Genomic DNA, 24,021 nt, shown 5'->3' with positions numbered 1-24,021 from the left:
AGGACCGTAGTGCGACGGTCCATTGGCGTGAGACTCAAGCTCTCCATCCGGGACTACGCTCGTCCATGACGACACCCTGCCCCCTGTGAAAGCGGAGTTGCCGCCATGCCGTCCAATGACGCCCGGAACCTTCTCCAGACCGCTGTGCCAACAGCGGCCGCCGGTGCGGTCACCGTTGCCGTCAGTGGAGTTGTGGCCGGCGGCAAGGGGGCACTCGGAGCGGCCGTCGGCACAGTGCTGGCCATCCTGTTCATGGGAATCGGTCTGTACGTCCTGCAATGGACGGCAAAAACGCTCCCGCAGTTGTTCCAGGCCATGGGGCTGATGCTCTATGTCGCCCAACTCCTGCTGCTCCTCATCTTCGTCGCCCTTTTCCAGGACACCTCCCTCTTCAACCCGAAGGCGTTCGCGGCCTCGCTTGTCGTCGCGACCGTCGTGTGGATGGCCGCTCAGGCCCGTGCGCATATGAAGGCCAAGATCTTCTACGTCGACCCGGACTCCGAGAAGAGCGGGAAGTCGGAGAAGTCAGGGTCGTCGTCGTGAGGGGTAGGGCCGGGATAAAGGCATGGAAGAACTCCTGCTATCGTCCGGTGCCAACTGCGGCATCGCGGGCGCGGGCATCTGAGCTGACGCCTGCTCAATCGCGAGGCTTGATGCCCCCCAGCCGCCCCCACATCCGTAACACCAGTCCAGTGCCGACCCGCGGCTGCGCGCCGCGCCGACACAACGAGGTTGCCGTACCCATGCGTCACGCCGAAGGAGCCCGTGGTGAGTGCTGACCAGACCCAGCTCGCCTTTGAGTGGAACTGTCGGATCATGTCCGACAACGGCTGCGGCTTCCCGGCACCGGGCCTGCACTCGTTCCTCTTCCAGCCGATCGCGACGGTCGGCGGGTTCGAGTTCAACAAGGTGATGCTGCTCGCGCTCATCACCACCCTGCTCGTCATCAGCTTCTTCTACGCGGCCTTCGGCAAGGCCAAGGTGGTCCCGGGCAAGCTGCAGATGATCGGCGAGGCCGGCTACGACTTCGTGCGCCGCGGCATCGTCTACGAGACCCTCGGCAAGAAGGAGGGTGAGAAGTGGGTGCCGCTCATGGTGTCCCTCTTCTTCTTCATCTGGATCATGAACATCTGGTCCGTGATCCCGCTGGCCCAGTTCCCGGTGGCCTCGGTCTTCGCCTTCCCGGTGGTGCTCGCCGCGCTCGTCTGGGTTCTCTGGGTCGGCTTGACGTTCAAGCGTCACGGCTTCGTCGGCTTCTTCAAGAACGTGACGGGCTACGACAAGTCGCTCGGCGCTGTGCTGCCGCTCGTGATGATCATCGAGTTCCTCTCGAACCTGTTCGTCCGGCCCTTCACGCACGCGGTCCGGCTCTTCGCCAACATGTTCGCCGGTCACCTGATGCTGGTCATGTTCACCGTCGCCTCCTGGTACCTGCTGAACGGCGCGATGATCCCGGCGGCCGGTGTCTCCTTCGTCATGACCATGGTCATGATCCTCTTCGAGCTCTTCGTGCAGGCCGTCCAGGCATACGTCTTCGTGCTGCTGGCCTGCTCCTACATTCAGGGCGCTCTCGCCGAGCACCACTGAGCCCCTACCCCAAGCCCCAGAACGTCCGGTGGCCAACCCCCGCCGGTCCAAGAAAGAGAAGGAAGAATCAGCATGGCTGCCACTGAGACCCTCGCCGCTGTCTCCGGTTCGCTCGGCTCCATCGGCTACGGCCTCGCCGCCATCGGCCCCGGCGTCGGCGTCGGCATCATCTTCGGTAACGGCACCCAGGCCCTCGCCCGTCAGCCCGAGGCCGCCGGCCTGATCCGCGCCAACCAGATCCTGGGCTTCGCCTTCTGTGAGGCGCTCGCCCTCATCGGCATCGTCATGCCGTTCGTGTTCGGTAAGTAATCACCCCTTACCTGACACGTTTCGACGAAAGGCACTGATGTGATCGCCAACCTGGTACAGCTGGCGGCCGAGGAAGAGCAGAACCCGCTCATTCCTCCGGGCCCCGAGCTGCTCGTCGGCACCATCGCCTTCGCCATCGTGTTCTTCTTCTTCTGGAAGAAGCTCCTTCCGAGCATCAACAAGGTTCTGGAAGAGCGCCGCGAGGCGATCGAAGGCGGAATCGAGAAGGCCGAGGCCGCGCAGGTCGAGGCCCAGAGCGTCCTTGAGCAGTACAAGGCTCAGCTCGCCGAGGCCCGGCACGAGGCCGCGCGTCTGCGCCAGGAGGCGCAGGAGCAGGGCGCCACGCTCATCGCCGAGATGCGCGCGGAAGGCCAGCGGCAGCGCGAGGAGATCGTCGCCGCCGGTCACGCGCAGCTAGAGGCCGACCGCAAGGCCGCGTCCTCCGCGCTGCGCCAGGACGTCGGCAAGCTCGCCACCGACCTGGCCGGCAAGCTCGTGGGTGAGTCCCTCGAGGACCACGCCCGACAGAGCCGCGTGATCGACCGCTTCCTCGACGAGCTCGAGGAGAAGGCCGAGGCTGCGCGATGAACGGAGCGAGCCGCGAGGCCCTGGCAGCCGCACGTGAGCGTCTCGACGCGCTGACGGACAACACGTCCGTGAACGTCGGCACGCTCGCCGAGGAGCTGGCCGCCGTCACCGCGCTGCTCGACCGCGAGGTGTCGCTGCGTCGGGTCCTCACCGACCCGGCGCAGGCCGGCGAGGGCAAGGCCGAACTCGCCCAGCGCCTCCTCGGTGGCCAGGTGGGCGGCGAGGCCGCCGACCTGGTGTCCGGCATGGTGCGCTCCCGCTGGTCGCAGTCGCGTGACCTCGCGGACGCCCTGGAGGAGCTGGCGAACATCGCCGACCTCACCGCCGCGCAGCAGACGGGCGCGCTCGACGACGTCGAGGACGAACTGTTCCGGTTCGGCCGGATCGTCTCTTCGAACACCGAGCTGCGCGCCGCACTGACCGACCGCGCCGCGACAGCGTCGGCCAAGGGCGAGCTGCTGCGCAGCCTGCTCGGCGGCCGTGCCCATGCGACCACCGAGCGTCTGGTGACGCGTCTCGTCACCGCGCCGCGGGGACGTAGCCTGGAGTCGGGACTGGAGTCCTTGTCCAAGCTCGCCGCCGAGCGCCGGGACCGGCTGGTCGCCGTCGTCACCTCGGCGGTGCCGCTGAGCGACACGCAGAAGCAGCGCCTGGGCGCCGCCCTCGCGAAGCTCTACGGCCACACGATGCACCTCAACATCGACGTGGACCCCGAGGTCCTCGGCGGGATCCGGGTGCAGGTCGGCGACGAGGTCATCAACGGCTCCCTCGCGGACCGCATCGAGGACGCCGGCCGCCGCCTGGCGGGCTGAGCAGCAACTTCATAAGCAGTACGTACAGACGGCCCGGTTGGGCCGTGCAGAGGATTCCTGGGGGTCGCCCCCAGACCCCCAAAGTGAAACTTCGGGCCCAACAAGGAGAGCAGGGAACCCAGATGGCGGAGCTCACGATCCGGCCGGAGGAGATCCGGGACGCGCTGGAGAACTTCGTCCAGTCGTACAAGCCGGACGCGGCCTCGCGCGAGGAGGTCGGTACGGTCACCCTTGCCGGCGACGGCATCGCGAAGGTCGAGGGTCTTCCCTCGGCCATGGCCAACGAACTGCTGAAGTTCGAGGACGGCACCCTCGGCCTCGCGCTCAACCTGGAAGAGCGCGAGATCGGCGCCATCGTCCTCGGTGAGTTCAGTGGCATCGAGGAGGGTCAGCCGGTCACGCGTACCGGCGAGGTCCTGTCGGTCGCCGTGGGCGAGGGCTACCTCGGCCGTGTCGTCGACCCCCTCGGCAACCCGATCGACGGCCTCGGCGAGATCGAGACCAGCGGTCGTCGCGCCCTTGAGCTGCAGGCTCCGGGCGTCATGGCCCGTAAGTCGGTGCACGAGCCGATGGAGACCGGCTACAAGGCCGTCGACGCGATGACCCCGATCGGCCGTGGCCAGCGTCAGCTGGTCATCGGTGACCGTCAGACCGGCAAGACCGCCCTGGCCGTCGACACGATCATCAACCAGCGTGACAACTGGCGCTCCGGTGACCCGAAGAAGCAGGTCCGCTGCGTCTACGTCGCCATCGGCCAGAAGGGCTCGACCATCGCCTCCGTGCGTGGCGCCCTCGACGAGGCCGGCGCGCTGGAGTACACGACCATCGTCGCCGCCCCGGCGTCCGACCCGGCCGGCTTCAAGTACCTGGCGCCGTACACCGGTTCGGCCATCGGTCAGCAGTGGATGTACGAGGGCAAGCACGTCCTCATCATCTTCGACGACCTCTCGAAGCAGGCCGACGCCTACCGCGCCGTGTCCCTGCTGCTGCGCCGCCCGCCGGGGCGTGAGGCCTACCCGGGTGACGTCTTCTACCTGCACTCCCGTCTGCTGGAGCGCTGCGCGAAGCTCTCCGACGACCTGGGCGCCGGTTCGATGACGGGTCTGCCGATCGTCGAGACCAAGGCGAACGACGTGTCGGCGTTCATCCCGACCAACGTCATCTCCATCACCGACGGCCAGTGCTTCCTGGAGTCGGACCTGTTCAACGCCGGTCAGCGCCCCGCGCTGAACGTCGGTATCTCCGTCTCCCGAGTCGGCGGTTCCGCGCAGCACAAGGCGATGAAGCAGGTCTCGGGCCGTCTGCGCCTCGACCTCGCCCAGTACCGTGAGCTGGAGGCGTTCGCCGCCTTCGGGTCCGACCTGGACGCCGCGTCGAAGTCGCAGCTGGAGCGCGGTCAGCGACTGGTCGAGCTGCTCAAGCAGGCTCAGTACCAGCCGATGCCGACCGAGGACCAGGTCGTCTCCGTGTGGGCCGGTACCACCGGCAAGATGGACGACGTCCCGGTCGCCGACATCCGCCGCTTCGAGAAGGAGCTCCTGGAGTACCTGCACCGCAAGGAGCAGGGCCTCATGACCTCCATCAAGGAGGGCGGCAAGATGTCGGACGACACGCTCACCGCCATCGCCGACGGCATCGCGGAGTTCAAGAAGCAGTTCGAGACCTCGGACGGCAAGCTTCTCGGCGAAGACGCGCCGGCCGCCGCGGCCAAGTGACGACGGAAGGGACCTGACTCATGGGAGCCCAGCTCCGGGTCTACAAGCGTCGCATCCGATCCGTCACCGCGACCAAGAAGATCACGAAGGCGATGGAGATGATCGCCGCCTCGCGTGTCGTCAAGGCGCAGCGCAAGGTGACGGCCTCCACGCCGTACGCGACCGAGCTCACCCGCGCGGTCACGGCGGTCGGAACCGGCTCGAACACCAAGCACCCGCTGACCACGCAGGCCGAGACGGTCGTGCGGTCCGCGGTGCTGCTCCTCACGAGCGACCGTGGTCTCGCCGGCGCCTTCAACTCCAACGCCATCAAGGTGGCGGAGAAGCTGACCGAGCGCCTCGAGGCCGAGGGCAAGGAGGTCGACACGTACATCGTCGGCCGCCGCGGTCTGGCCCACTACAACTTCCGCGAGCGCAAGGTCGTGGAGTCGTGGTCGGGCTTCACCGACGAGCCCACGTACGCGGACGCGAAGAAGGTCGCGGGTCCGCTGATCGAGGCCATCGAGAAGGACACGGCCGAGGGTGGCGTGGATGAACTCCACATCGTCTTCACCGAGTTCGTCTCGATGATGACGCAGACGGCGTTCGACGACCGTCTGCTGCCGCTCAGCCTCGAAGAGGTCGCCGCGGAGGCCACGCCCAAGGGCGAGATCCTTCCGCTGTACGACTTCGAGCCCTCGGCGGAGGACGTCCTCGACGCCCTTCTGCCGCGCTACGTGGAGAGCCGTATCTACAACGCGCTGCTCCAGTCGGCCGCTTCGAAGCACGCCGCCACGCGGCGCGCGATGAAGTCGGCCACAGACAACGCGGGAGAGCTGATCACCACTCTCTCCCGTCTTGCCAACGCGGCCCGCCAGGCCGAAATCACCCAGGAAATCAGCGAGATCGTCGGTGGCTCCGCAGCCTTGGCCGACGCGACCGCGGGGAGTGACAGGTAATGACGACGACAGTTGAGACGGCCGCTGCCACGGGCCGCGTCGCCCGGGTCATCGGCCCGGTCGTCGACGTGGAATTCCCCGTCGACGCGATGCCGGAGATCTACAACGCTCTGCACGTCGAGGTGGCCGACCCGGCCCTCGACGGCGCGAAGAAGACGCTGACCCTGGAGGTCGCCCAGCACCTGGGTGACGGCCTGGTCCGCACCATCTCGATGCAGCCCACCGACGGTCTGGTCCGCCAGGCCGCGGTCACCGACACGGGTGCCTCCATCACCGTGCCGGTCGGCGACTTCACCAAGGGCAAGGTGTTCAACACCCTCGGCGAGGTACTGAACACCGACGAGCAGTACGACGGCGAGCGCTGGGGCATCCACCGCAAGGCTCCGAACTTCGACGAGCTCGAGTCGAAGACCGAGATGTTCGAGACCGGCGTCAAGGTCATCGACCTTCTCACCCCGTACGTCAAGGGTGGAAAGATCGGTCTGTTCGGTGGTGCCGGCGTCGGCAAGACGGTGCTCATCCAGGAGATGATCTACCGCGTCGCCAACAACCACGACGGTGTCTCCGTGTTCGCCGGTGTCGGTGAGCGCACTCGTGAGGGCAACGACCTCATCGAGGAGATGGCGGAGTCGGGCGTCATCGACAAGACCGCCCTGGTCTTCGGTCAGATGGACGAGCCCCCGGGCACCCGTCTGCGCGTGGCCCTGGCCGGTCTGACCATGGCGGAGTACTTCCGCGATGTGCAGAAGCAGGACGTGCTGTTCTTCATCGACAACATCTTCCGCTTCACGCAGGCCGGTTCCGAGGTCTCGACCCTGCTCGGCCGTATGCCCTCCGCGGTGGGTTACCAGCCGAACCTGGCCGACGAGATGGGTCTCCTCCAGGAGCGCATCACCTCGACCCGTGGTCACTCGATCACCTCGATGCAGGCGATCTACGTCCCCGCGGACGACCTGACCGACCCGGCCCCGGCCACCACCTTCGCCCACCTCGACGCGACGACGGTTCTCTCCCGTCCGATCTCCGAGAAGGGCATCTACCCGGCCGTGGACCCGCTGGACTCCACGTCCCGCATCCTGGACCCCCGCTACATCGCGGCGGACCACTACAACACGGCCATGCGTGTCAAGGGTGTCCTGCAGAAGTACAAGGACCTCCAGGACATCATCGCGATCCTCGGTATCGACGAGCTGGGCGAAGAGGACAAGCTCGTCGTCCACCGTGCCCGTCGCGTGGAGCGCTTCCTGTCCCAGAACACCCACGTCGCCAAGCAGTTCACCGGCGTCGACGGGTCGGACGTCCCGCTGGAGGAGTCGATCACCGCGTTCAACGCGATCATCGACGGCGAGTACGACCACTTCCCGGAGCAGGCGTTCTTCCTCTGCGGTGGCATTGAGGACCTCAAGGCCAACGCCAAGGAGCTCGGCGTCTCCTGAACTCGGACCTGAAGAGTCCTGAGCTCTGAGTTCGACTGAGGGGGCGGGGCACGTCCCGCCCCCTCTTTCACGCCTACTAGACTTGTAACCAACACCCGGCCGAACAGCCGGGTGGTGACCCGAGGAGCCACCTTGGCTGCTGAGCTGCACGTCGCGCTGGTCGCGGCCGACCGAGAGGTCTGGTCCGGCGAGGCCACCCTGGTCGTCGCGCGCACCACGTCCGGCGACATCGGCGTCATGCCCGGTCACCAGCCGCTGCTCGGTGTGCTGGAGTCGGGCCCGGTGACCATCCGTACGAGTGATGGTGGAACGGTCGTCGCCGCGGTGCACGGCGGTTTCATCTCGTTCGCGGACAACAAGCTGTCGCTGCTGGCCGAGATCGCCGAGCTGTCGGACGAGATCGATGTCCAGCGCGCGGAGCGCGAGCTGGAGCGTGCGAAGGCGGAGGGTGACGCCGCCGCCGAGCGCCGCGCGGACGTACGAATCCGTGCGGCGGCGACGCGCTAGCCTGCGCGAGACCGTATGACGTCACTCAGCCGCGGCTGGGACCGGAGGAATCCGGCCCTGGTCGCGGCTGAGGCAAATGTGGAAGTTTTTTCCATTCCGTTACCGAGTAGACGAGGAGGTCGGTGTCGATGGTCCTCGCTCTGACTGTGTGCGGATTGGTCGTGGCCCTTGTGGTGGTGGGGCTGTTCGTCTTCGGCCTGCGCCGCAGACTCATCCAGCGTTCCGGTGGCACCTTCGACTGTTCGCTGCGCTGGGACACACCCGAGAAACCCGACACCAACGGCAAGGGCTGGAGCTACGGCGTCGCCCGCTACAACGGCGACCGCATCGAGTGGTACCGCGTCTTCTCCTACGCCTACCGCCCCCGCCGGGTCCTGGAGCGCGCCGCGATCGAGGTCGCCGGACGCCGGCTGCCCGAGGGCGAGGAGGAGCTGGCGCTGCTCTCCGACGCCGTCATCCTCACCTGTCTGCACCGGGGCACGCGTCTGGAGCTCGCCATGAGCGAAGACGCGCTGACCGGTTTCCTCGCGTGGCTTGAGGCAGCCCCGCCCGGTCAGCGCGTCAATGTCGCCTAGTACTGCTTACTACTACTGCTAGCTGAGCCCGCTGTTGATGGCGCTCACCAGCTCACCGTTGCCGGTGTCGCCGCTGAACTCCCAGAAGAACGCCCCGCCCAGACCCTGGTTCTTGGCCCAGGTCATCTTGGTGCCGATGGTGGCGGGGGTGTCGTACGACCACCAGTTGTTGCCGCAGTAGGCGTACGCCGTGCCCGCGATGGTGCCGGTGGCCGGGCAGGACGTCTTGAGGATCTTGTAGTCCTCGATGCCCGCCTCGTAGGTGCCCGGGGCCGCGCCGGTCGCCGTGCCGCCGGGGGCGGCCTGGGTGACACCGGTCCAGCCGCGGCCGTAGAAGCCGATGCCGAGCAGCAGCTTCTTCGAGGCCACGCCCTTCGACTTCAGCTTGGTGATCGCGTCGGCGGAGTTGAAGCCCGCCTGCGGGATGCCGGAGTACGAGGTCAGCGGCGAGTGCGGGGCGGTCGGGCCCTGCGCGTTGAAGGCGCCGAAGTAGTCGTAGGTCATCACGTTGTACCAGTCGACGGAGGCCGAGGCGCCGCCGTAGTCGGCCGCGTCGATCTTGCCGCCGGAGGAGCCGTCGGCCGTGATGGCCGCGGTGACCAGGTAGTTCGAGCCGAACTCGGTGCGCAGCGCCGACATCAGGTTCTTGAAGGCCGCCGCGCCCGAGGTGTCACAGGTCAGTCCGCAGGCGTTCGGGTACTCCCAGTCGATGTCGATGCCGTCGAAGACATCGGCCCAGCGGGGGTCCTCGACGACCGCCTTGCAGGACTTGGCGAACGCGGCCGGGTTGGCCGCGGCCTGGGCGAAGCCGCCGGAGTAGGTCCAGCCACCGAAGGAGTACAGCACCTTGATGTGCGGGTACTTGGCCTTCAGCTGGCGCAGCTGGTTGAAGTTGCCGCGCAGCGGCTGGTCCCAGGTGTCGGCGGTGCCGCTGACGGACTGGTCGGCGGTGTAGGCCTTGTCGTAGGCGGCGTAGGTGTCGTCGACGGTGCACTGACCGTTCTTGACGTTGCCGAACGCGTAGTTGATGTGCGTGATCTTCGACGCGGAGCCGGAGCTGACCAGGTTCTTGACGTGGTAGTTGCGGCCGTAGACGCCCCACTCGGTGAAGTAGCCGAGCTTGACCTTGTCACCGGTGGGCGGCGGCTCGGTGGTGCCGCCGGTGGTGCGCACCGCGCGGGCGCCGCTGACCGGGCCGGTCTGGTCGGCGGTGTCGCGAGCCTGGACGCTGTAGGAGTAGTCGGTGCCGGCGGTCAGGCCGGTGTTGGTGTACGACGTCGTCGTCACGGTGGCGACCTTGGTGCCGTCGCGCAGGACGTCGTAGTTCTTGATGCCCTTGTCGTCGGTGGCGGCGCTCCAGGAGAGCTTCACCGAGGTGTTGGTGATGTCCGAGGCGGTGGGAGTGCCGGGGGCGCTCGGCGCGCTGTCACCGGGGGTCGTGGGGCCGCCGTCACAACTGCCGCCGTTGAGTTTGCAGTTGGCGGGGGAGCCGGACCCGGCGCCGTTGAAGCCGAAGGAGACGGAGGCGCCGGGGGCGAGGGTGCCGTTCCAGGACTTGTTCTTGGCGGTCCAGTGGGTGCCGGAGGAGGTGACGTCGGCGTCCCAGGCGGAGGTGACGGATGTGCCGGAGGGGAAGTCCCACTCGACGGTCCAGGAGCTGAGGGCGGTGTCGCCGGTGTTCTTGACGGTCCACCTGCCTTCGAAACCGGTGCCCCAGTCCTGCGGCTTGGCGTAGGTGGCGGTCGCGGATGTCGCGGCCAGGGCGGGGCTCGCGAGGCCGACGAGGCCGGCGAAGGGGAGCACCAGGGTCGCTATCCCTGCCGCCACTCTGTGTCTGAAGCGCATACCGCGCCTCCTTGAGGGGTCTTGGGGGGCGCGACTGAGCCTTCACGCCCACGGTGCGGCGAGAATAGAAAGGTCTGGACCACGGGTCAATAGGTCTGGACCACTCAGTATGCGATCGCTCAGACACCCAACTCCTGCGCAAGGACAGCGGCTTGCACGCGGCTGCGCAGTTCCAGCTTCCCCAGCAGTCGGCTGACGTGCGTCTTCACCGTCGCCTCCGCCATGTCGAGACGGGTCGCGATGTCCGCGTTGGACAGTCCCTCGCCCAGGCAGGACAGCACCTCCCGTTCCCGCCGGGTGAGGGTGTCCAGGACCGCCGGGTCGACACTCGGCTGCCGCACGGGCCTGGCGGCGAACTCGGAGATCAGCCGTCGGGTGACGGCCGGAGCGACGATCCCCTCGCCGCGCGCCACCGTACGGACCGCCTCCACGAGATCCCTCGCCTCCGTGTTCTTGAGCAGGAACCCGGCCGCCCCGGCCCTGAGCGCCCCGAACACATACGCGTCGAGGTCGAAGGTGGTCAGCACGAGGACGTCCGCGAGCCCCTCCTCCGTGACCTTCCGGGTCGCCGCCACACCGTCCAGACGCGGCATCTGTACGTCCATCAGCACGAGGTCGGGCCGCAGTTCCCGGGCCAGCGCGACCGCCTGCTCGCCGTCCGCGGCCTCGCCGACCACCTCGATGTCGGGCGCGCTGCGCAGGATGAGGACCAGCCCGGCGCGGACGGCGGACTGGTCCTCGGCGACGAGCACGCGGATCATGCGGGATCTCCTTCAGTGACGTCGGCTTCAGTGACGTCGGCGACGGGCAGGGTGGCGCGTACGGCCCAGACCTTGCCGTTCGCCGAGCTCTCGGGGCCGGACTCGAAGGTGCCGCCCAAGAGCGCCGCCCGCTCCCGCATACCCACCAGACCGGCGCCGGAACCGGGCGCTCTCGGCCCGTCGCGGTCGCCGTACGGGCTGGTCACGGCGATGGCGAGGGAGCCGTCCGGCTGGCGCAGGAGCACGGTGACCCGGCCGGGGCAGGCGTGCTTGAGGGCGTTGGTGAGGGATTCCTGGACGATCCGGTAGGCGGCGAGCTCGACGGGGGCCGGCAGGGTCGTGCCGTGCTCGGCGTCCAGCGTGACGTCGAGGCCGTTGGCGCGGGCGTCGTCGACCAGGACGCAGAGGCCGTCGAGGGTCGGGACCGCGCTGGGTTCACCGTCGCCGTCCCGCAGGATGCCGATCAGCCGGCGCATCTCCTCGAGGCCCTTGACGCTGTTCTCGCGGATGACGCCGAGGGCCTGCCGGGACGTCTCCGGATCGTCCAGCGACAGCGCGGCCGTGGAGTGGATCGCGATCGCCGAGAGATGGTTGGCGACCATGTCATGCAACTCCCGTGCCATCCGGGCGCGTTCGGCGACGACGGCCTGGGTGCGGTCCATCTCGGCGAGCAGAGCCGTCTGTTCGGCGCGAAGGCGCGCCGCCTCGGCCGCGTCGCGGTGGTTGCGGACGATCCAGCCGGTGGCGGCGGGCCCGTACGCCACGACACCGACGATCACGCCGATCAGCAGCGCCTCCGGCACCCGCCACACCGCGAACGGCACCAGCGTCCCGGCCACCGTGAGCAGACCGGTGATCCACTGGATGCGGCGGGCCGAGGCGAGCGGGCCGTACAGGACGGCCGCGTAGACGACGTCGGTGAACATCAGCACCGACGCGAGGCTGCCCTGGGTCAGCAGGTCCGCGCAGATCGCGACCGTGCCGGTCAGCAGCGCCACGCGGGGTGCCGTGCGGCGCAGCAGCTCGCAGCCGGCCAGCACGGTGAGCGGCACCAGCACCGGCCAGGGGCCGTCGAAGAGGGTGATCGGGTCGTCGGACCGCCGGGTGCCCAGGCCCGCGAGGACGAGCAGCAGCCCGCCGAGCAGTCCGCCGGCCGCGATGTACACGTCGAAGCGGTGCGGGCGGGGGAGTCGTACGGCCATGTCCCCATGAAACACGGCCCGCGCGGCGTCCGCCTGATCCCCGGGGACGGTCCCGGACTGCATCTTTCGATGTACGGCGACCTCGTCAGCGGCGACGACGAAAGCGGCGGCGCGCACCGGGAGCCTGGAAGGGTGAGTGAAGGGAGCGAGCCGTGATCGTCGGACTGATCGTCGCCTGTGAGGTGGCGTTCTGGGTGCTGCTGGCCGCGGGACTGGCCTTCAGGTACGTCTTCGGGATGCCGCGGGTGGGGCTGGCCCTGCTGCTGTGCGAGCCGCTGCTGGAACTCGTGCTGTTCACCGTCACCGCGGTCGACCTGCGCGGCGGCGCCGAGCCCGACTGGAAGCACGGCCTGGCCGCGGTCTACATCGGCTTCACCGTGGGCCTCGGCCACTCCACGATGCGATGGGCCGACGCCCGCTTCGCCCACCGCTTCGCGGGCGGCCCGCCGCCGGTACGGCCGCCGAAGTACGGCACGGCCCGCGCCGTCCACGAATGGCAGGTCGCGGGCCGCTGGATCCTCGCCGCGGTCGTCGCCATGGCCCTGCTCCAGGCCGCGATCTGGTACGTCGGCGGCGAGGGCGGGACCGACTCGCTACGGGCCTGGCAGCAGCGCATGGTGTGGCTGATCGGCATCAACGTGATCATCGCCGGCAGCTACACCCTGTTCCCCAAGCGCGAGCGTTAACGCTCCCCGCCCGGGACCCAGAGCACATCCCCGACGTCCTTGTTGGCGGTGCGCGCGAGAATGAACAGGAGGTCCGAGAGCCGGTTCAGATAGGTCGCCGTCAGCGGGTTCATCGCCTCGCCGTGGACCTCCAGTGCGGCCCACGTGGAGCGCTCGGCACGTCGTACGACCGTGCACGCCTGGTGCAGCAGGGCCGCACCCGGCGTGCCGCCGGGCAGAATGAAGGAGCGGAGCTTCTCCAGCCGCTCGTTGAAGTGGTCGCAGTCCGCCTCCAGCTTGTCGACGTAGAACTGCTCGACCCGCAGCGGCGGGAACTCCGGGTTCTCCACGACCGGCGTCGACAGGTCCGCACCCACGTCGAACAGGTCGTTCTGCACACGGGTGAGGACCTTGACGATCTCCTCGTCGAGCCCGCCCAGCGCGATCGCCGTGCCGATCACCGCGTTCGCCTCGTTGGCGTCGGCGTACGCCGAGATCCGCAGATCGGTCTTGGCGACCCGGCTCATGTCGCCGAGGGCGGTGGTGCCCTGGTCGCCGGTCCTGGTGTAGATGCGCGTCAGATTGACCATGGTGCCAGCGTAGTTACGCCCCGGCCGTTCGGAACACGCGTGTGCCCACCGTCACGGCGAGTGCCGTGAGGGCGAGGGCGACCAGCACGCCGTACGCCATGTGCGCCGAGGTGTAGGAGCCGACGTACGCGTCCCTGACCGCGTCCACCAGATAGCGGAACGGCACGAAGTGCGAGAGGACGTCCAGCCAGGCCGGGCCCAGGGTCATCGGGAGCATCAGGCCCGACAGGAGCATCATCGGCATCGTCAGGGCGTTGACCGCCGGACCGAACTCGCCCGGGGTGTGCAGCTTCATGGCCAGCGCGTACGACAGCGAGGCCAGCGACACCGTCAGCAGCGCGACGAACGCGAAGCCGATCAGGATGCCGGGCAGCGGGGCCCGCAGCCCCATCGCCAGCGCGGCCAGCACGAGCAGCACCGCCTGGAGCACGAAGACGGTGGCGTCGCGCAGCACCCGCCCGAGCAGCAGCGCCAGCCGGCTGACCGGTGTCACCCGCATCCGCTCCACCACCCCCTGGCTCTTCTCGACGATGATCGTGAACCCCGCGAACGAGGCCCCGAACAGGCCGAGTTGAAGCAGCAGCCCGGGCACGAGCAGCTGCCACGAGCTGCCCGCACCGCCCAGCGGGAGATCGGTGAGCAGCGGACCGAAGAAGAGGAGATAGAGCAGCGGCATCAGCACGCCGAAGAGCAGGGCGAAGCGGGAGCGCAGGGACTGACGGAGATAGCGGCCGTAGATCAGCGCGGTGTCGTGGAGAAGCATCGTCGGGGGATTCCTATACGGCTACGGGGGCGGCGTCGGCCGGTGTGGCGCTGCGGCCGGTGATGGCGAGGAAGGTGTCCTGGAGCGAGGCGTCGATCGAGCCGCCGTACTCCAGCTTGAGCGCGGTGGGTGTGCCCTCCGCGACGACCACGCCCTTGTCGACGACGACCAGACGGTCGGCGAGGGCGTCGGCCTCGTCCAGGTAGTGGGTGGTCAGGAACACCGTCGTGCCGTGCTCGTCTCGCAGACGGCGGACCAGGTCCCACAGGTCGGCCCGGCTGCCGGGGTCGAGTCCGGTGGTGGGTTCGTCGAGGAAGAGCACCTTGGGGCGATGGGTGAGGGCCATCGCGATGTCCAGGCGCCGGCGCTGGCCGCCCGACAGCGCCCCGCACTTGCGGTCGAGCAGCCCGGTCAGATCCAGATCCCGGGCCAACTCCTCGGTCCGCTCGGTTGCCTGGGTCTTCGTCAGGCGGTAGAGGCGGCCCTGGGTGAGCAGTTCCTCCCGCACGGTGATCTGCGGGTCGACCCCTCCCGACTGGGCCACATAGCCGCAGGCCCTCCGCACCCCGGCGGGGTCGGTGGTGAGGTCGTGGCCGGCGACGGTGGCGGCGCCGCCGGTGGGTTTCAACAGGGTCGTGAGCATCCGCAGGGTGGTGGTCTTCCCGGCGCCGTTCGGGCCGAGGAAGCCGAGGATCTCGCCCTCGCGGACCCTCAGGTCGATGCCGCGCACGGCCTCCACCGGGCCGAGTCTGGTCTGGAAGGTACGGGCCAGGCCCGCCGTACTGATGACGGTCATGGCCACAGAAAAACAGAGTCTCTTAAATTTTGCAATGACCCCAAAGTTTCAGAGAGACCAGCGAAGCTAGGATGTGGACCATGGCTGAAGGGCTCAGGGAGCGGAAGAAGCGCGAGACGAGACAGCGGATCTCGGACATCGCCACCGGGCTGTTCCTGGAGCACGGGTTCGTGACCGTGACCATCGCTGAGGTGGCGGAGGCCGCCGATGTCTCCGTGAACACCGTCTACAACTACTTCCCGGCCAAGGAGGACCTCTTCTTCGACCGCTCCTCCGGTGTCGTCGAACAGCTCTCCCGCTGGGTGCGCGGCCGGGACGTGGGGGAGTCGGCCGCGCGGGCCGTGCTGCGCGAGCTGCGCGCGGAGGTGGAGGCCGTCTCGCCTCGGGTCGGCCTCATGACGGGCTACGACCGTTTCATGCGCTGCATCCACGAGGCGCCGCCGCTCCGTTCCCGGCTGTGGAGTCTGCAGCAGGAGATCCACGACCACCTCGAAGCGACCCTTCGGGAGGCGACCGGCGCCGTCGACGCCGACCCGCTGCCGGGGCTGATCGCCGGTCAGATCTGCTGGGTCCACTCGGAGGTATTCGTCCACATCGGACGTGAGATGGTCGCAGGGCGCAATCCGGACGAAGTGTCACGAGAGGTGCTGGCGCTTCTCGACGACATCGAGGAGTTGTTGAGCGAGAACGTGCTCAACTACGCCGTACGAGACCACCGATGAGCCGTGCCGGTGTGATGTCCGTCAGATGAGACGTGACGCGCATTACTAACCAGTCACACGGCACCTCACGCCCGCTAAGGTCCGCCGAAGAGGCATGCGTAAACAGCGTGTAAGGCGTTCAAAGGGGAGTCGCACAGTGGCACGGAAGCTTGCCGTCATCGGCGCCGGCTTGATGGGTTCCGGGATCGCCCAGGTCTCCGCGTCTGCGGGCTGGGACGTCGTCCTGCGCGACGTCACCGACGAGGCGCTCAAGCGTGGCACCGACGGCATCAAGGCCTCGTACGACAAGTTCGTGAGCAAGGGCAAGCTGGAGGCGCACGACGCCGACGCCGCCCTCGGCCGGATCACCGCCACCACCGACCTGGACGCCGTCGCGGACGCCGACATCGTCGTCGAGGCCGTCTTCGAGAAGCTCGAGGTCAAGCACGAGATCTTCCGCGCCCTCGACAAGATCGTGCGCGAAGACGCCGTGCTCGCCTCCAACACCTCCGCCATCCCGATCACCAAGATCGCGGCGGCCACCGAGCGCCCCGAGCGGGTCGTCGGTGTGCACTTCTTCTCGCCGGTGCCGATGATGCAGCTCGTCGAGCTCGTCCGCGGCTACAAGACGAGCGACGAAACCCTCGCCACCGCACGGGAGTTCGCCGAGTCCGTCGGCAAGACCTGCATCGTCGTCAACCGGGACGTCGCCGGCTTCGTGACCACCCGGCTCATCTCCGCCCTCGTCGTCGAGGCGACCAAGCTCTACGAGTCGGGCGTCGCCACGGCCGAGGACATCGACCTCGCCTGCAAACTGGGCTTCGGCCACGCCATGGGCCCGCTCGCCACGGCCGACCTCACCGGCGTCGACATCCTGCTGCACGCCACGAGCAACATCTACACCGAGACCCAGGACGAGAAGTTCGCTCCACCGGAGCTGATGCGCCGGATGGTTGACGCCGGTGACATCGGGCGCAAGAGCGGGCAGGGCTTCTACAAGCACTGAAACCGCACAGGCCCCTGAGGCATCACTCCCGGGGGTGAATTCGGTATCGGTTCGCTTACAGACGGCAACCTCTGACCGTCCAACTCAGTCAGACGTTGCATCACCGGACATCACATTCGCGGAGCACGAGACGCACCACGGGGAGCGCATATGTTCATCAGGGGCGACCACGTCGAGCTGGTCGTCGGGGGCCGCCTCGACGTCCGCAGCGCGGCGGACGCCCGTACGGTCCTGCACACGGCCGTCGACGACGGAGTCGGCGATCTGGTGCTGGATCTGTCCGAGCTCGACTCCTGGGACGCCACCGGACTCGGGGTGATCATGGGGGCCCACCGCAGGGCCGGCCGCTGCGGCCGACGCCTGGTGCTGCGCGACGTACCGCCGCAGATGCAGCGCCTGCTGGTGGCCACCCGGCTGCACCGGATCCTGGCGATCGAGGGCGGCATCGGGGTGGAGTCACTGCCCCGGGTGTGACCCCTTGTGTGAATGCGGTGTGAGGGCCGGGTGCTGTGGCTGTGAAACGCACGTCGCGCACAATCCTCACGAGACTGTGACGTCTCGGACGGCGCGGTACCCCGGGCTGTCGTAGATACTGTGCGAAGGTTTAGGGTTCGGTCGCCCGCCGAGTGAACATCCCTGATCGAGCGGGCCCGGACCAGAAGCGACAGCGCGGTGTGCAGCAAGGCCGGGAGGGGCTCGGCACACGACGCTTTTGGGGGGCTTGAACCTATGGACCCGAACAACCGGGGACCCGAGGAGTACGGCCATGACGGTGACGGCGATTCGCCGCGCCAGCGCCCGCCCAGGGACCCCCTCACACCCGACTTCGGCCAGAGCACACCCGCCCTGGCCCGCACGGTGCAGCTGGTGTCCGGCGACTACCTGCTCACCGTCAACCCCGTCGACGGCAGCGAGATAGAGGTCTGCCCGCCCGGCGAGCGGCCCTCGGGGCCGCGGAAGCTCAGCGCCACCGAACGTGCCGAGACGGACCGCGCGGCCAAGCCGCCCGTCCCGGCCGGCCTCAACCGGCCCACACTGCATCTCCTGGCCCGCCAGGACGAGCGCGAACGGCTGGTACGCCTGCTCGCCCGCGGCCGTTCCGTACGTCTCACCGGCCCCGCCGGCTCCGGCCGTACCAGCCTGCTCGACCTCCTCGCCGAGGACTGCTCGGACCTCGCCCCCGACGGTGTGGTCCGGCTGACCGGCTTCAACCGCACGGCCGACGACCTGCTGTACGACCTCTTCTACGCCGTCTTCGACGCCCCCCTGCACCGGCCCGCACGGGACGAGCTGCTCGGATACGTCCGAGAGATCGGCGCGGTAGTCGTCCTGGACGACGTCGAGTTCGGCGGTGCCGCGCTCGATGAACTCCTGGACGCCACCCCCGAGTGCGCCTTCCTGGTCGCCACGACACCGGACGTGCCCGCGCCCTCCGCCGACTCGGCCATCGAGGAGGTCTTCCTCAGCGGCCTGGACCGGGCCGGCGGCGTCGAACTCCTGGAGCGCGGTGTCGGCCGGGTCCTCACCGAGGAGGAGGCCAACTGGGCCGGCGACCTCTGGTTCGAGTCCGAGGGTCTGCCGCTGCGCTTCGTCCAGGCCGGCGCCCTGCTCCGGCAGCGCGACGAACTGCGGGCCAGCGCGGACGCCTTCGACGAGTTCGGCGTCTTCCAGGAAGCCCAGGTCGACGCGCCCTTCGAGGCCGGCGACGGACACGACGTACCGCTGCCCTCGCTCGCCGAGGGAGCCGCGCCCGCGGCCCTGCTCGCCACCCGGCTCAGCGACTCGGCGCGCGCCGCGCTGCGGTTCGCCGTGGCGCTCGGCGGCGAGATGCCGCACCAGGCACATCTGCCCGCCCTCGTCGGCGACACCCACGCGGACGCCGCCCTCGGCGAACTGCTGGGCTGCGCGCTGGTCTCCCCGGTCGGCTCCCGCTATCGGCTCGCCGCCGGAGTGCAGGCCCAGCTGGAGGCCGCCGGATACGGCACCGACATCGAGGCCAAGGCGCTTGCCGCCGCCCAGCACTACGCCTGGTGGACCGGGCATCCGTCGGTCACTCCCGAGCGGGTGTGCGCCGAGGCGGACGCCGTGCTCGCCGCGCTCGGCATCCTCGTGCCGGCCGCCGTCCCGCCCGCCGAGGACGAGGAGTCCGTCACCGTCCAGCTGGCCCGCACGGCGGCACCCGCGTTCGCCGCGGGGCTGCACTGGAGCGCCTGGGAGCGGACCCTGCAGTTCGGCGCCGAGGCCGCCCGGATCGCCGGTGACGGGGGCGAACGGGCCTACTTCCACCACGAGTTGGGTGTCCTCGCGCTCTGCGCCGATCAGCTCGACCGGGCCCGCTCCGAACTGGAGGCCTCCATCGGGCTGCGCGGCGCACTCGCCGACAAGCGCGGCACGGTCGCCGGCCGCCGGGCCCTGGCGCTGGTCTCCGACCGCTCCGGCACCCCGCTCGGTATCGGCGCGACCGCCGGTGAAGAGGTGCCCGACGCCCGGTACGAGGAGTCGCAGTCGCCTCCCGGTGGCGTCCCCACGGCATTCCCGCCGCTTCAGTCGCCGCTCGACAACTCGACCCTGGTCACCAACCGGGTCCCGGCGGCCCCCGTTCCCAACCGCAAGGCCCGGGGCGGCCTGAAGGGCCTCGCCCGCCGCAATCTCGTCGCGGCCGGCGCGGGCGCGCTGCTCGCGGCGGTGCTCGGCACGGTGGTGACGCTCGGCGCCACCTCCAACCCCGACAACGACAACCCGTCCACCAAGGTCGGCCCCAACCCGTCGGCCAGCCAGGGCGTGGACGACGGCAGCCTGGGCGCCGACGTGCCGAAGAACGGTGACGAGGGCGACACCGGCGAGGCCACCAGCCGGCCGACCGACCCGGGCCCCGACGGCACCTACGGCACGTCCGACGACCCGACACCGACGGACACCGCGGAGCCTTCGGACGACCCGAGCGGGACGAAGGGGACGTCGAGCTCGCCGACCAAGACGCCCACGACGAAGCCGCCGTCCTCGACCTCGAAGCCGCCGACGTCGTCGACGCCGACCGATCCCACTGGCTCACCGACGCCGACGGAGACATCCGAGTCGCCCTCGCCCACGACGAGCCCCACGCCGGATCCTTCGGACGAGCCGTCCACCTCGGACTCGGCCAGCGGCCCCGCCGCCTCCAGCGCACCGGCGAGCACCTCCGCCAGTGCCCCGGAGAGCAGCGGCGCGGGTTCGCCCAGCACCTCGGGCTCGGCGTCGAACGCGATGATCTGACGCCGGTACGGCAGCACAAGAGGGCCGGATCCTGGAAACAGGACCCGGCCCTCTTAGTCGTAGAAGAAAAACCCGTCAGAACAGCCGCAGCTTGTCGTCCTCGATGCCGCGCAGGGCGTTGTAGTCGAGGACCGCGCAGCCGATGCCACGGTCCGTGGCCAGGACGCGGGCCTGGGGCTTGATCTCCTGGGCCGCGAAGACGCCGCGGACGGGGGCGAGATGCGGGTCGCGGTTCAACAGCTCCAGATAGCGGGTGAGTTGTTCCACGCCGTCGATCTCGCCGCGCCGCTTGATCTCGACAGCGACGGTCTGGCCCTCGGCGTCCCGGCACAGGATGTCGACCGGGCCGATGGCCGTCATGTACTCGCGGCGGATCAACGTATAGCCGTCGCCGAGGGTTTCGATGCGGTCGGCGAGCAGCTCCTGAAGGTGTGCTTCCACGCCGTCCTTGATCAGGCCGGGATCCACACCCAGTTCGTGCGAGGAGTCATGGAGGATCTCCTCCATGGTGATGATCAGCTTCTCGCCGCCCTTGTTGACGACGGTCCAGACGCCGACGGCGCCCTCGGGAAAGTCCCCCGATTCCTCCTTCAACGTGCAGGGCGGCGACATCCAGTTCAGGGGCTTGTAGGCCCGGTCGTCCGCGTGGATCGACACGCTGCCGTCCGCCTTCACCAGGATGAGACGGGGGGCGGACGGGAGGTGGGCGGTGAGCCGGCCCGCGTAGTCCACGGAGCACCGGGCAATGACGAGACGCATGGTCGGCAACGCTACTCGACGGGCCCGGGTCCACGCGATTCGCCCCAGAAACGCGATGTTCGTTTGTGGCCGATTGTGTGCCCAACCAGGGCTCTCTATGTACGCGTTCGCCTGGTGCCGTCACCGTCCGTTGCTTACCGTAGTAACCGGGAGGTCGCGGAGCGTGCACTCAGCGTGTTCAGAATCGCGAACTCCCTTACCTGTCCGGCAACCCCTGAATACCTGTTCGGGGGTGCGAGAGGAGAACCCATGTCGCTCGACGTCTCACCGGCCCTACTCGAGAAGGCCGAGCGAGGCGAGGTCGACGAAGCGGAATTCGTCGACTGCGTCCGGACCTCCCTGCCCTACGCATGGGAGATGGTCAGCTCCCTGGTGGCCCAGCTGAAGGTCGACGGCGGTCAGTTCGCCGACAACCAGACGCCTCCGCCGGACGAGCAGGCACGCGGTCAGCTGCTGCGTGCGCTCGCGAGTGACGCGATACGCGGCGCGCTGCAACGGCACTTCGGGGTGCGACTGGCCTTCCAGAACTGCCACCGTGTGGCGGTGTTCCCGCTGGATGGCTCGGTGGACGAGACACTGGCCCGTTTCACTTCGGTCCGTAGCCAGCTGCTCAACCAGTCACCGGAGTTCCGGGACTGCTGAGACAGCGAGCTGCCTGCTTGCCGCTCCGTACGCGGGAGGTGCATCAAGTACCGGGGCGGCAAGCACGGCGGGGCGGTACGCACGGTCAGCCGAGGTGGGGGAGCACCTCGGCGCCCAGCCGCCGGACGTTCTCCTCCGTCGCCGCCAGATCCCCCGAGCCCTCCGTGAGCAGGGCGAAGCGGGAGATGCCGGTCCGCTCGCTGGTCGCCGCGAGCCGGTCGGCGCAGAGCCGCGGAGTGCCCACCGGGTGCAGCCCGCAGAGCAGTTCGGTGTACGCCACCGGGTCGCGCATCGAGCGAGGCCGGCCATCGACCGTCACATGGGCCTCCAGACCCTGGCGCAGCCAGCCCGGCATCGCCTTCACCAGGGTCTCCACCGCGTCCGTGCGCCGGTCCGCGATCTGGCAGACCCCGGCCGAGACATGCGCCGCGCCCAGCACCTCCTCCGGCGAACGGCCCGCCGCGCGTGCGTGCGTGCGCCACAGGGAGACCATCTCGGCCTTCTCCTCGTCCCCCACGTGCATCCCGAGCAGCATCGGCAGCCCGCGCTCGGCGGCCAGCCGCACACTCGCCGGGGAGGTGCACGCGACGACGACCTCGGGCCCTGGTTCCTCCGACAGGGACTCCGACGGCCGCGGTACGACGGCTACTTCACGGAAGGTGAAGCGCTCCCCGGAGGCTGCCACCGACGGTTCGCGCAGCCAGCGCACCAGCAGATCGAGTGATTCCGGGAACCCCGTCTCGTACGCCTCCAGGCCCGAGCCGAACACCTCCAGATCGACCCACGGCCCGCCGCGCCCCACGCCCAGCGAGAACCGACCGCCGGACGCGATGTGCAGCAGCGCGGCCTGCTCGCCGAGGGCGACCGGGTGCACGGTGGGCAGCACGCTGACCGCGGTGCCGACCCTGAGGCGGCGGGTGCGGCCCAGCAGTAACGCCGCCAGGGTGATCGCCGATGGACAGGTGCCGTACGGCACGAAGTGATGCTCGGCCAGCCAGACCGAATCGAGGCCGGCCTCTTCGGCGACCTCGGCCGAGCGGACCGCGCGGTGCAGCGCCTCCCCCTGGCCCTGCCCCGGGAACTGGGCCGCCAACACGAAACTTCCCACGTGCATTGCTTTTCCTGCTTCCTTGGCTCCGACGCGGAGCTCCCCCACCCGGCATAACCGTCTGACACGTGCCGAGGACACGGCCTGGCGAAGAGATACTCGGATTGTCTGCAGAATGGCCCGATGCGAAGGGGCACTTGTGGGGGTTGGTCCCCTACGCCTACCCAGGCTCGCGCCGCGTAGGCTGGACACGGCCCATGCTTCCTGTATAGCCCCGTGAGGTGTCCTGTGTCCCCGCGTCGCAACCGACCCAAAGGAGCCGACCCCTCAGGCGGGGACGACAGCTCGGGACGTTACGGCGGATTCCAGTCCACCGAGAGCTGGCAGGGCGAGGAGTGGAACATCCGCCATGTGGCGGGGGCGAGCGCCCAGGGCAAGTCCTACCGCTGCCCGGGCTGCGACCAGTTGATCCCCGACGGCGTCCCGCACGTGGTGGCCTGGCCGGACCACTCGGGCGTCGACGAGCGCCGGCACTGGCACAAGGCGTGCTGGAACGCGAAGGACCGCCGCACCTCGCGGGTGCAGCGGTCCCGTAACGCGCCGAGGTTCTAGACGTCCCGCTGGTTGAGGAGGGCGTAGGCGCCGGCGAACGCGGCGGCCGTCACCCCCGCGATGATCCACAGCGGGTCCCAGCCGGAGGGGCCGGTCTCGGTGAGCGAGTTGGAGTAGAAGACGCTCAGCTGGTTCGGGATGGAGTACTCGAACAGGGCCGTACGCAGGTCCTCCAGCGAGGACGAGAACATGAACAGGGCGATGACCAGCGGGGCCAGCACCAGGCCGATCATGATGGTGATGGCGCCCGCCGAGTGCCGGATGATCGAGCCGACGACCAGCGAGAGCAGGCCGAGCAGCGCGATGTAGAGCGAGATGCCGAGGGTGCCCTTGAGCCACTCGCTGCCGGAGGGATCCTTCACGCCGGTGCCGTCCAGGAGGGCCACGTCGGCGAGGGCGACCAGCAGGACCGACACGAACGTGACGACGAAGGCGACCAGGAAGAAGACGATGGCCTTCGCGGTCAGCACCCGGCCACGGCTCGGGCACGCGGTCATCGTCGTGCGGATCATGCCGGTGCCGTACTCGGAGGCCGTGGTCAGCACGCCGAGCGTGATCACGCACATCGTGCCGAGCAGCAGTCCGAAGAAGCCGAACGACAGCGGGTTCTCACCGGACAGGCCGCCGTCGCTCGCGCTGCTCGACACCACGGCGGCGGCGAGCAGGCCGATGCCGACGACCAGCAGCACGAAGACGCCCAGCGTCCACATCGTCGAACGCACCGAGCGGATCTTCGTCCACTCCGAGGCGATCGCGTGCCCGAGGTGCGTGCGCACGACCGGGATCGGCGAGGTGTACGCGGCGTACGAGGGAGCGGGCGCCGCCTGCCAGTCGGGTACGGCGGCCTGCGGCATCGGGGGCTGGGGCGTACTCATCGGGCGTCCTCGGACTTCGTCAGGTCGGCGGCGGGCG

The 24,021-nt window shown here is 69.0% G+C and carries 26 protein-coding genes; 17 read left to right on the top strand and 9 right to left on the bottom strand.

All coding sequences use genetic code 11. The features are described 5' to 3' along the window. The first annotated feature begins 105 nt into the window (after positions 1–105). The 10 genes from TN53_RS33355 (at position 106) to TN53_RS33310 (ending at position 8,467) form a co-directional block, all read left to right on the top strand. Positions 106–543 carry a hypothetical protein gene (locus TN53_RS33355; RefSeq protein WP_046262514.1) on the top strand — a complete coding sequence of 146 codons (438 nt, stop codon included), beginning with the start codon at positions 106–108 and terminating at the stop codon, positions 541–543. Positions 544–816: 273 nt separating this feature from the next. Then, a complete protein-coding gene (atpB, locus tag TN53_RS33350; RefSeq protein ID WP_046262513.1) occupies positions 817–1,587 on the top strand; it encodes a F0F1 ATP synthase subunit A in 771 nt (256 codons plus the stop codon). A 72-nt stretch (positions 1,588–1,659) separates the two neighbouring features. Next, positions 1,660–1,896, top strand: a complete 237-nt coding sequence (locus TN53_RS33345) for a hypothetical protein (protein ID WP_015657805.1) — start codon at positions 1,660–1,662, stop codon at positions 1,894–1,896. Positions 1,897–1,935: 39 nt separating this feature from the next. Next, on the top strand, positions 1,936–2,484 hold the full coding sequence (locus TN53_RS33340; protein WP_046262512.1) for a F0F1 ATP synthase subunit B: 549 nt from the start codon (positions 1,936–1,938) through the stop codon (positions 2,482–2,484). Next, on the top strand, positions 2,481–3,296 hold the full coding sequence (locus tag TN53_RS33335) for a F0F1 ATP synthase subunit delta (protein WP_046262511.1): 816 nt from the start codon (positions 2,481–2,483) through the stop codon (positions 3,294–3,296). The genes TN53_RS33340 and TN53_RS33335 overlap by 4 nt, the downstream gene beginning before the upstream one ends. A 122-nt stretch (positions 3,297–3,418) precedes the next feature. Further along, positions 3,419–5,011, top strand: a complete 1,593-nt coding sequence (gene atpA, locus TN53_RS33330; RefSeq protein WP_046262510.1) for a F0F1 ATP synthase subunit alpha — start codon at positions 3,419–3,421, stop codon at positions 5,009–5,011. Positions 5,012–5,031: 20 nt separating this feature from the next. After that, the gene (locus tag TN53_RS33325) at positions 5,032–5,949 is read left to right on the top strand and encodes a F0F1 ATP synthase subunit gamma (RefSeq protein WP_046262509.1); all 918 of its coding nucleotides are present in this window, start codon (positions 5,032–5,034) and stop codon (positions 5,947–5,949) included. Next, the gene (gene atpD, locus TN53_RS33320) at positions 5,949–7,385 is read left to right on the top strand and encodes a F0F1 ATP synthase subunit beta (RefSeq protein WP_046262508.1); all 1,437 of its coding nucleotides are present in this window, start codon (positions 5,949–5,951) and stop codon (positions 7,383–7,385) included. Before TN53_RS33325 ends, atpD begins: the two co-directional genes overlap by 1 nt. A 132-nt stretch (positions 7,386–7,517) precedes the next feature. Beyond that, positions 7,518–7,892, top strand: a complete 375-nt coding sequence (locus tag TN53_RS33315; RefSeq protein ID WP_046262507.1) for a F0F1 ATP synthase subunit epsilon — start codon at positions 7,518–7,520, stop codon at positions 7,890–7,892. Positions 7,893–8,020: 128 nt separating this feature from the next. Then, positions 8,021–8,467, top strand: coding sequence for a DUF2550 domain-containing protein (locus TN53_RS33310; protein ID WP_046262506.1), 447 nt, complete (start codon positions 8,021–8,023; stop codon positions 8,465–8,467). 18 nt (positions 8,468–8,485) lie between these two features. Here TN53_RS33310 and TN53_RS33305 read toward each other — a convergent pair whose 3' ends face one another. The 3 genes from TN53_RS33305 to TN53_RS33295 form a co-directional block, all read right to left on the bottom strand. Continuing rightward, complete coding sequence (locus TN53_RS33305; RefSeq protein ID WP_046262505.1) at positions 8,486–10,312, bottom strand: glycoside hydrolase family 18 chitinase; 1,827 nt, start codon at positions 10,310–10,312, stop codon at positions 8,486–8,488. A gap of 119 nt (positions 10,313–10,431) precedes the next feature. After that, positions 10,432–11,073 carry a response regulator gene (locus TN53_RS33300; protein WP_046262504.1) on the bottom strand — a complete coding sequence of 214 codons (642 nt, stop codon included), beginning with the start codon at positions 11,071–11,073 and terminating at the stop codon, positions 10,432–10,434. Further along, on the bottom strand, positions 11,070–12,275 hold the full coding sequence (locus TN53_RS33295; RefSeq protein ID WP_046262531.1) for a sensor histidine kinase: 1,206 nt from the start codon (positions 12,273–12,275) through the stop codon (positions 11,070–11,072). The genes TN53_RS33300 and TN53_RS33295 overlap by 4 nt, the downstream gene beginning before the upstream one ends. Positions 12,276–12,427: 152 nt before the next feature. Here TN53_RS33295 and TN53_RS33290 point away from each other — a divergent pair, with 152 nt between their 5' ends. Continuing rightward, a complete protein-coding gene (locus tag TN53_RS33290; protein ID WP_046262503.1) occupies positions 12,428–12,961 on the top strand; it encodes a hypothetical protein in 534 nt (177 codons plus the stop codon). Here the strand turns inward: TN53_RS33290 and TN53_RS33285 are convergent. From TN53_RS33285 to TN53_RS33275, 3 genes are read right to left on the bottom strand one after another with little or no spacing between them, the layout of a single operon-like run. Further along, entirely contained in the window at positions 12,958–13,530 is a 573-nt protein-coding gene (locus tag TN53_RS33285) for a cob(I)yrinic acid a,c-diamide adenosyltransferase (protein WP_046262502.1), read from the bottom strand. The genes TN53_RS33290 and TN53_RS33285 overlap by 4 nt on opposite strands. Before the next feature lie 13 nt (positions 13,531–13,543). Continuing rightward, positions 13,544–14,293: an ABC transporter permease gene (locus TN53_RS33280; protein WP_046262501.1), complete on the bottom strand. Its 750-nt coding sequence runs from the start codon at positions 14,291–14,293 to the stop codon at positions 13,544–13,546. A gap of 13 nt (positions 14,294–14,306) precedes the next feature. Next, positions 14,307–15,089 (bottom strand): ABC transporter ATP-binding protein, encoded by a 783-nt coding sequence (locus TN53_RS33275; protein WP_046262500.1) that lies wholly within the window; start codon positions 15,087–15,089, stop codon positions 14,307–14,309. Positions 15,090–15,169: 80 nt separating this feature from the next. Between TN53_RS33275 and TN53_RS33270 the strand changes: the two genes are divergently transcribed. The 4 genes from TN53_RS33270 (at position 15,170) to TN53_RS33255 (ending at position 20,048) form a co-directional block, all read left to right on the top strand. Next, complete coding sequence (locus TN53_RS33270) at positions 15,170–15,811, top strand: TetR/AcrR family transcriptional regulator (RefSeq protein ID WP_046262530.1); 642 nt, start codon at positions 15,170–15,172, stop codon at positions 15,809–15,811. 136 nt (positions 15,812–15,947) lie between these two features. Next, positions 15,948–16,796, top strand: a complete 849-nt coding sequence (locus TN53_RS33265; RefSeq protein WP_046262499.1) for a 3-hydroxyacyl-CoA dehydrogenase family protein — start codon at positions 15,948–15,950, stop codon at positions 16,794–16,796. A gap of 150 nt (positions 16,797–16,946) precedes the next feature. Continuing rightward, positions 16,947–17,270 carry an STAS domain-containing protein gene (locus TN53_RS33260; protein ID WP_046262498.1) on the top strand — a complete coding sequence of 108 codons (324 nt, stop codon included), beginning with the start codon at positions 16,947–16,949 and terminating at the stop codon, positions 17,268–17,270. Positions 17,271–17,525: 255 nt separating this feature from the next. Next, positions 17,526–20,048 carry an ATP-binding protein gene (locus TN53_RS33255; RefSeq protein ID WP_046262497.1) on the top strand — a complete coding sequence of 841 codons (2,523 nt, stop codon included), beginning with the start codon at positions 17,526–17,528 and terminating at the stop codon, positions 20,046–20,048. A 75-nt stretch (positions 20,049–20,123) separates the two neighbouring features. Here TN53_RS33255 and nucS read toward each other — a convergent pair whose 3' ends face one another. Next, positions 20,124–20,807, bottom strand: a complete 684-nt coding sequence (gene nucS, locus TN53_RS33250; protein ID WP_046262496.1) for an endonuclease NucS — start codon at positions 20,805–20,807, stop codon at positions 20,124–20,126. A gap of 249 nt (positions 20,808–21,056) precedes the next feature. Between nucS and TN53_RS33245 the strand changes: the two genes are divergently transcribed. After that, the gene (locus tag TN53_RS33245) at positions 21,057–21,449 is read left to right on the top strand and encodes an SCO5389 family protein (RefSeq protein WP_046262495.1); all 393 of its coding nucleotides are present in this window, start codon (positions 21,057–21,059) and stop codon (positions 21,447–21,449) included. Between the two features lie 85 nt (positions 21,450–21,534). Here the strand turns inward: TN53_RS33245 and TN53_RS33240 are convergent, their stop codons facing one another. Further along, positions 21,535–22,563 (bottom strand): LLM class flavin-dependent oxidoreductase, encoded by a 1,029-nt coding sequence (locus TN53_RS33240; RefSeq protein WP_046262494.1) that lies wholly within the window; start codon positions 22,561–22,563, stop codon positions 21,535–21,537. A 222-nt stretch (positions 22,564–22,785) separates the two neighbouring features. Between TN53_RS33240 and TN53_RS33235 the strand changes: the two genes are divergently transcribed. Then, positions 22,786–23,109 (top strand): hypothetical protein, encoded by a 324-nt coding sequence (locus TN53_RS33235; protein WP_046262493.1) that lies wholly within the window; start codon positions 22,786–22,788, stop codon positions 23,107–23,109. Here the strand turns inward: TN53_RS33235 and TN53_RS33230 are convergent. Further along, positions 23,106–23,984, bottom strand: coding sequence for an ABC transporter permease (locus tag TN53_RS33230; RefSeq protein ID WP_046262492.1), 879 nt, complete (start codon positions 23,982–23,984; stop codon positions 23,106–23,108). The genes TN53_RS33235 and TN53_RS33230 overlap by 4 nt on opposite strands. Positions 23,985–24,021 lie beyond the last annotated feature (37 nt).

This window comes from Streptomyces sp. WM6386 (assembly GCF_000972385.1).
Lineage (GTDB): Bacteria > Actinomycetota > Actinomycetes > Streptomycetales > Streptomycetaceae > Streptomyces.
The sequence above is the reverse complement of the archived record's forward strand: the minus strand, read 5'-3'. Positions and strand labels throughout refer to the sequence as shown.

Bases quoted from the DNA above. Each gene is read 5' to 3' on its own strand.
- TN53_RS33310 (WP_046262506.1), top strand. From the start codon at position 8,021: ATGGTCCTCGCTCTGACTGTGTGCGGATTGGTCGTGGCCCTTGTGGTG.
- TN53_RS33295 (WP_046262531.1), bottom strand. From the start codon at position 12,275: ATGGCCGTACGACTCCCCCGCCCGCACCGCTTCGACGTGTACATCGCG.
- TN53_RS33245 (WP_046262495.1), top strand. From the start codon at position 21,057: ATGTCGCTCGACGTCTCACCGGCCCTACTCGAGAAGGCCGAGCGAGGC.
- TN53_RS33345 (WP_015657805.1), top strand. From the start codon at position 1,660: ATGGCTGCCACTGAGACCCTCGCCGCTGTCTCCGGTTCGCTCGGCTCC.
- atpA (WP_046262510.1), top strand. From the start codon at position 3,419: ATGGCGGAGCTCACGATCCGGCCGGAGGAGATCCGGGACGCGCTGGAG.
- TN53_RS33355 (WP_046262514.1), top strand. From the start codon at position 106: ATGCCGTCCAATGACGCCCGGAACCTTCTCCAGACCGCTGTGCCAACA.
- TN53_RS33285 (WP_046262502.1), bottom strand. From the start codon at position 13,530: ATGGTCAATCTGACGCGCATCTACACCAGGACCGGCGACCAGGGCACC.
- TN53_RS33240 (WP_046262494.1), bottom strand. From the start codon at position 22,563: ATGCACGTGGGAAGTTTCGTGTTGGCGGCCCAGTTCCCGGGGCAGGGC.
- TN53_RS33260 (WP_046262498.1), top strand. From the start codon at position 16,947: ATGTTCATCAGGGGCGACCACGTCGAGCTGGTCGTCGGGGGCCGCCTC.
- TN53_RS33325 (WP_046262509.1), top strand. From the start codon at position 5,032: ATGGGAGCCCAGCTCCGGGTCTACAAGCGTCGCATCCGATCCGTCACC.
- TN53_RS33270 (WP_046262530.1), top strand. From the start codon at position 15,170: ATGGCTGAAGGGCTCAGGGAGCGGAAGAAGCGCGAGACGAGACAGCGG.
- atpD (WP_046262508.1), top strand. From the start codon at position 5,949: ATGACGACGACAGTTGAGACGGCCGCTGCCACGGGCCGCGTCGCCCGG.
- TN53_RS33280 (WP_046262501.1), bottom strand. From the start codon at position 14,293: ATGCTTCTCCACGACACCGCGCTGATCTACGGCCGCTATCTCCGTCAG.
- TN53_RS33255 (WP_046262497.1), top strand. From the start codon at position 17,526: ATGGACCCGAACAACCGGGGACCCGAGGAGTACGGCCATGACGGTGAC.
- TN53_RS33300 (WP_046262504.1), bottom strand. From the start codon at position 11,073: ATGATCCGCGTGCTCGTCGCCGAGGACCAGTCCGCCGTCCGCGCCGGG.
- TN53_RS33305 (WP_046262505.1), bottom strand. From the start codon at position 10,312: ATGCGCTTCAGACACAGAGTGGCGGCAGGGATAGCGACCCTGGTGCTC.
- TN53_RS33335 (WP_046262511.1), top strand. From the start codon at position 2,481: ATGAACGGAGCGAGCCGCGAGGCCCTGGCAGCCGCACGTGAGCGTCTC.
- TN53_RS33230 (WP_046262492.1), bottom strand. From the start codon at position 23,984: ATGAGTACGCCCCAGCCCCCGATGCCGCAGGCCGCCGTACCCGACTGG.
- nucS (WP_046262496.1), bottom strand. From the start codon at position 20,807: ATGCGTCTCGTCATTGCCCGGTGCTCCGTGGACTACGCGGGCCGGCTC.
- atpB (WP_046262513.1), top strand. From the start codon at position 817: ATGTCCGACAACGGCTGCGGCTTCCCGGCACCGGGCCTGCACTCGTTC.
- TN53_RS33275 (WP_046262500.1), bottom strand. From the start codon at position 15,089: ATGACCGTCATCAGTACGGCGGGCCTGGCCCGTACCTTCCAGACCAGA.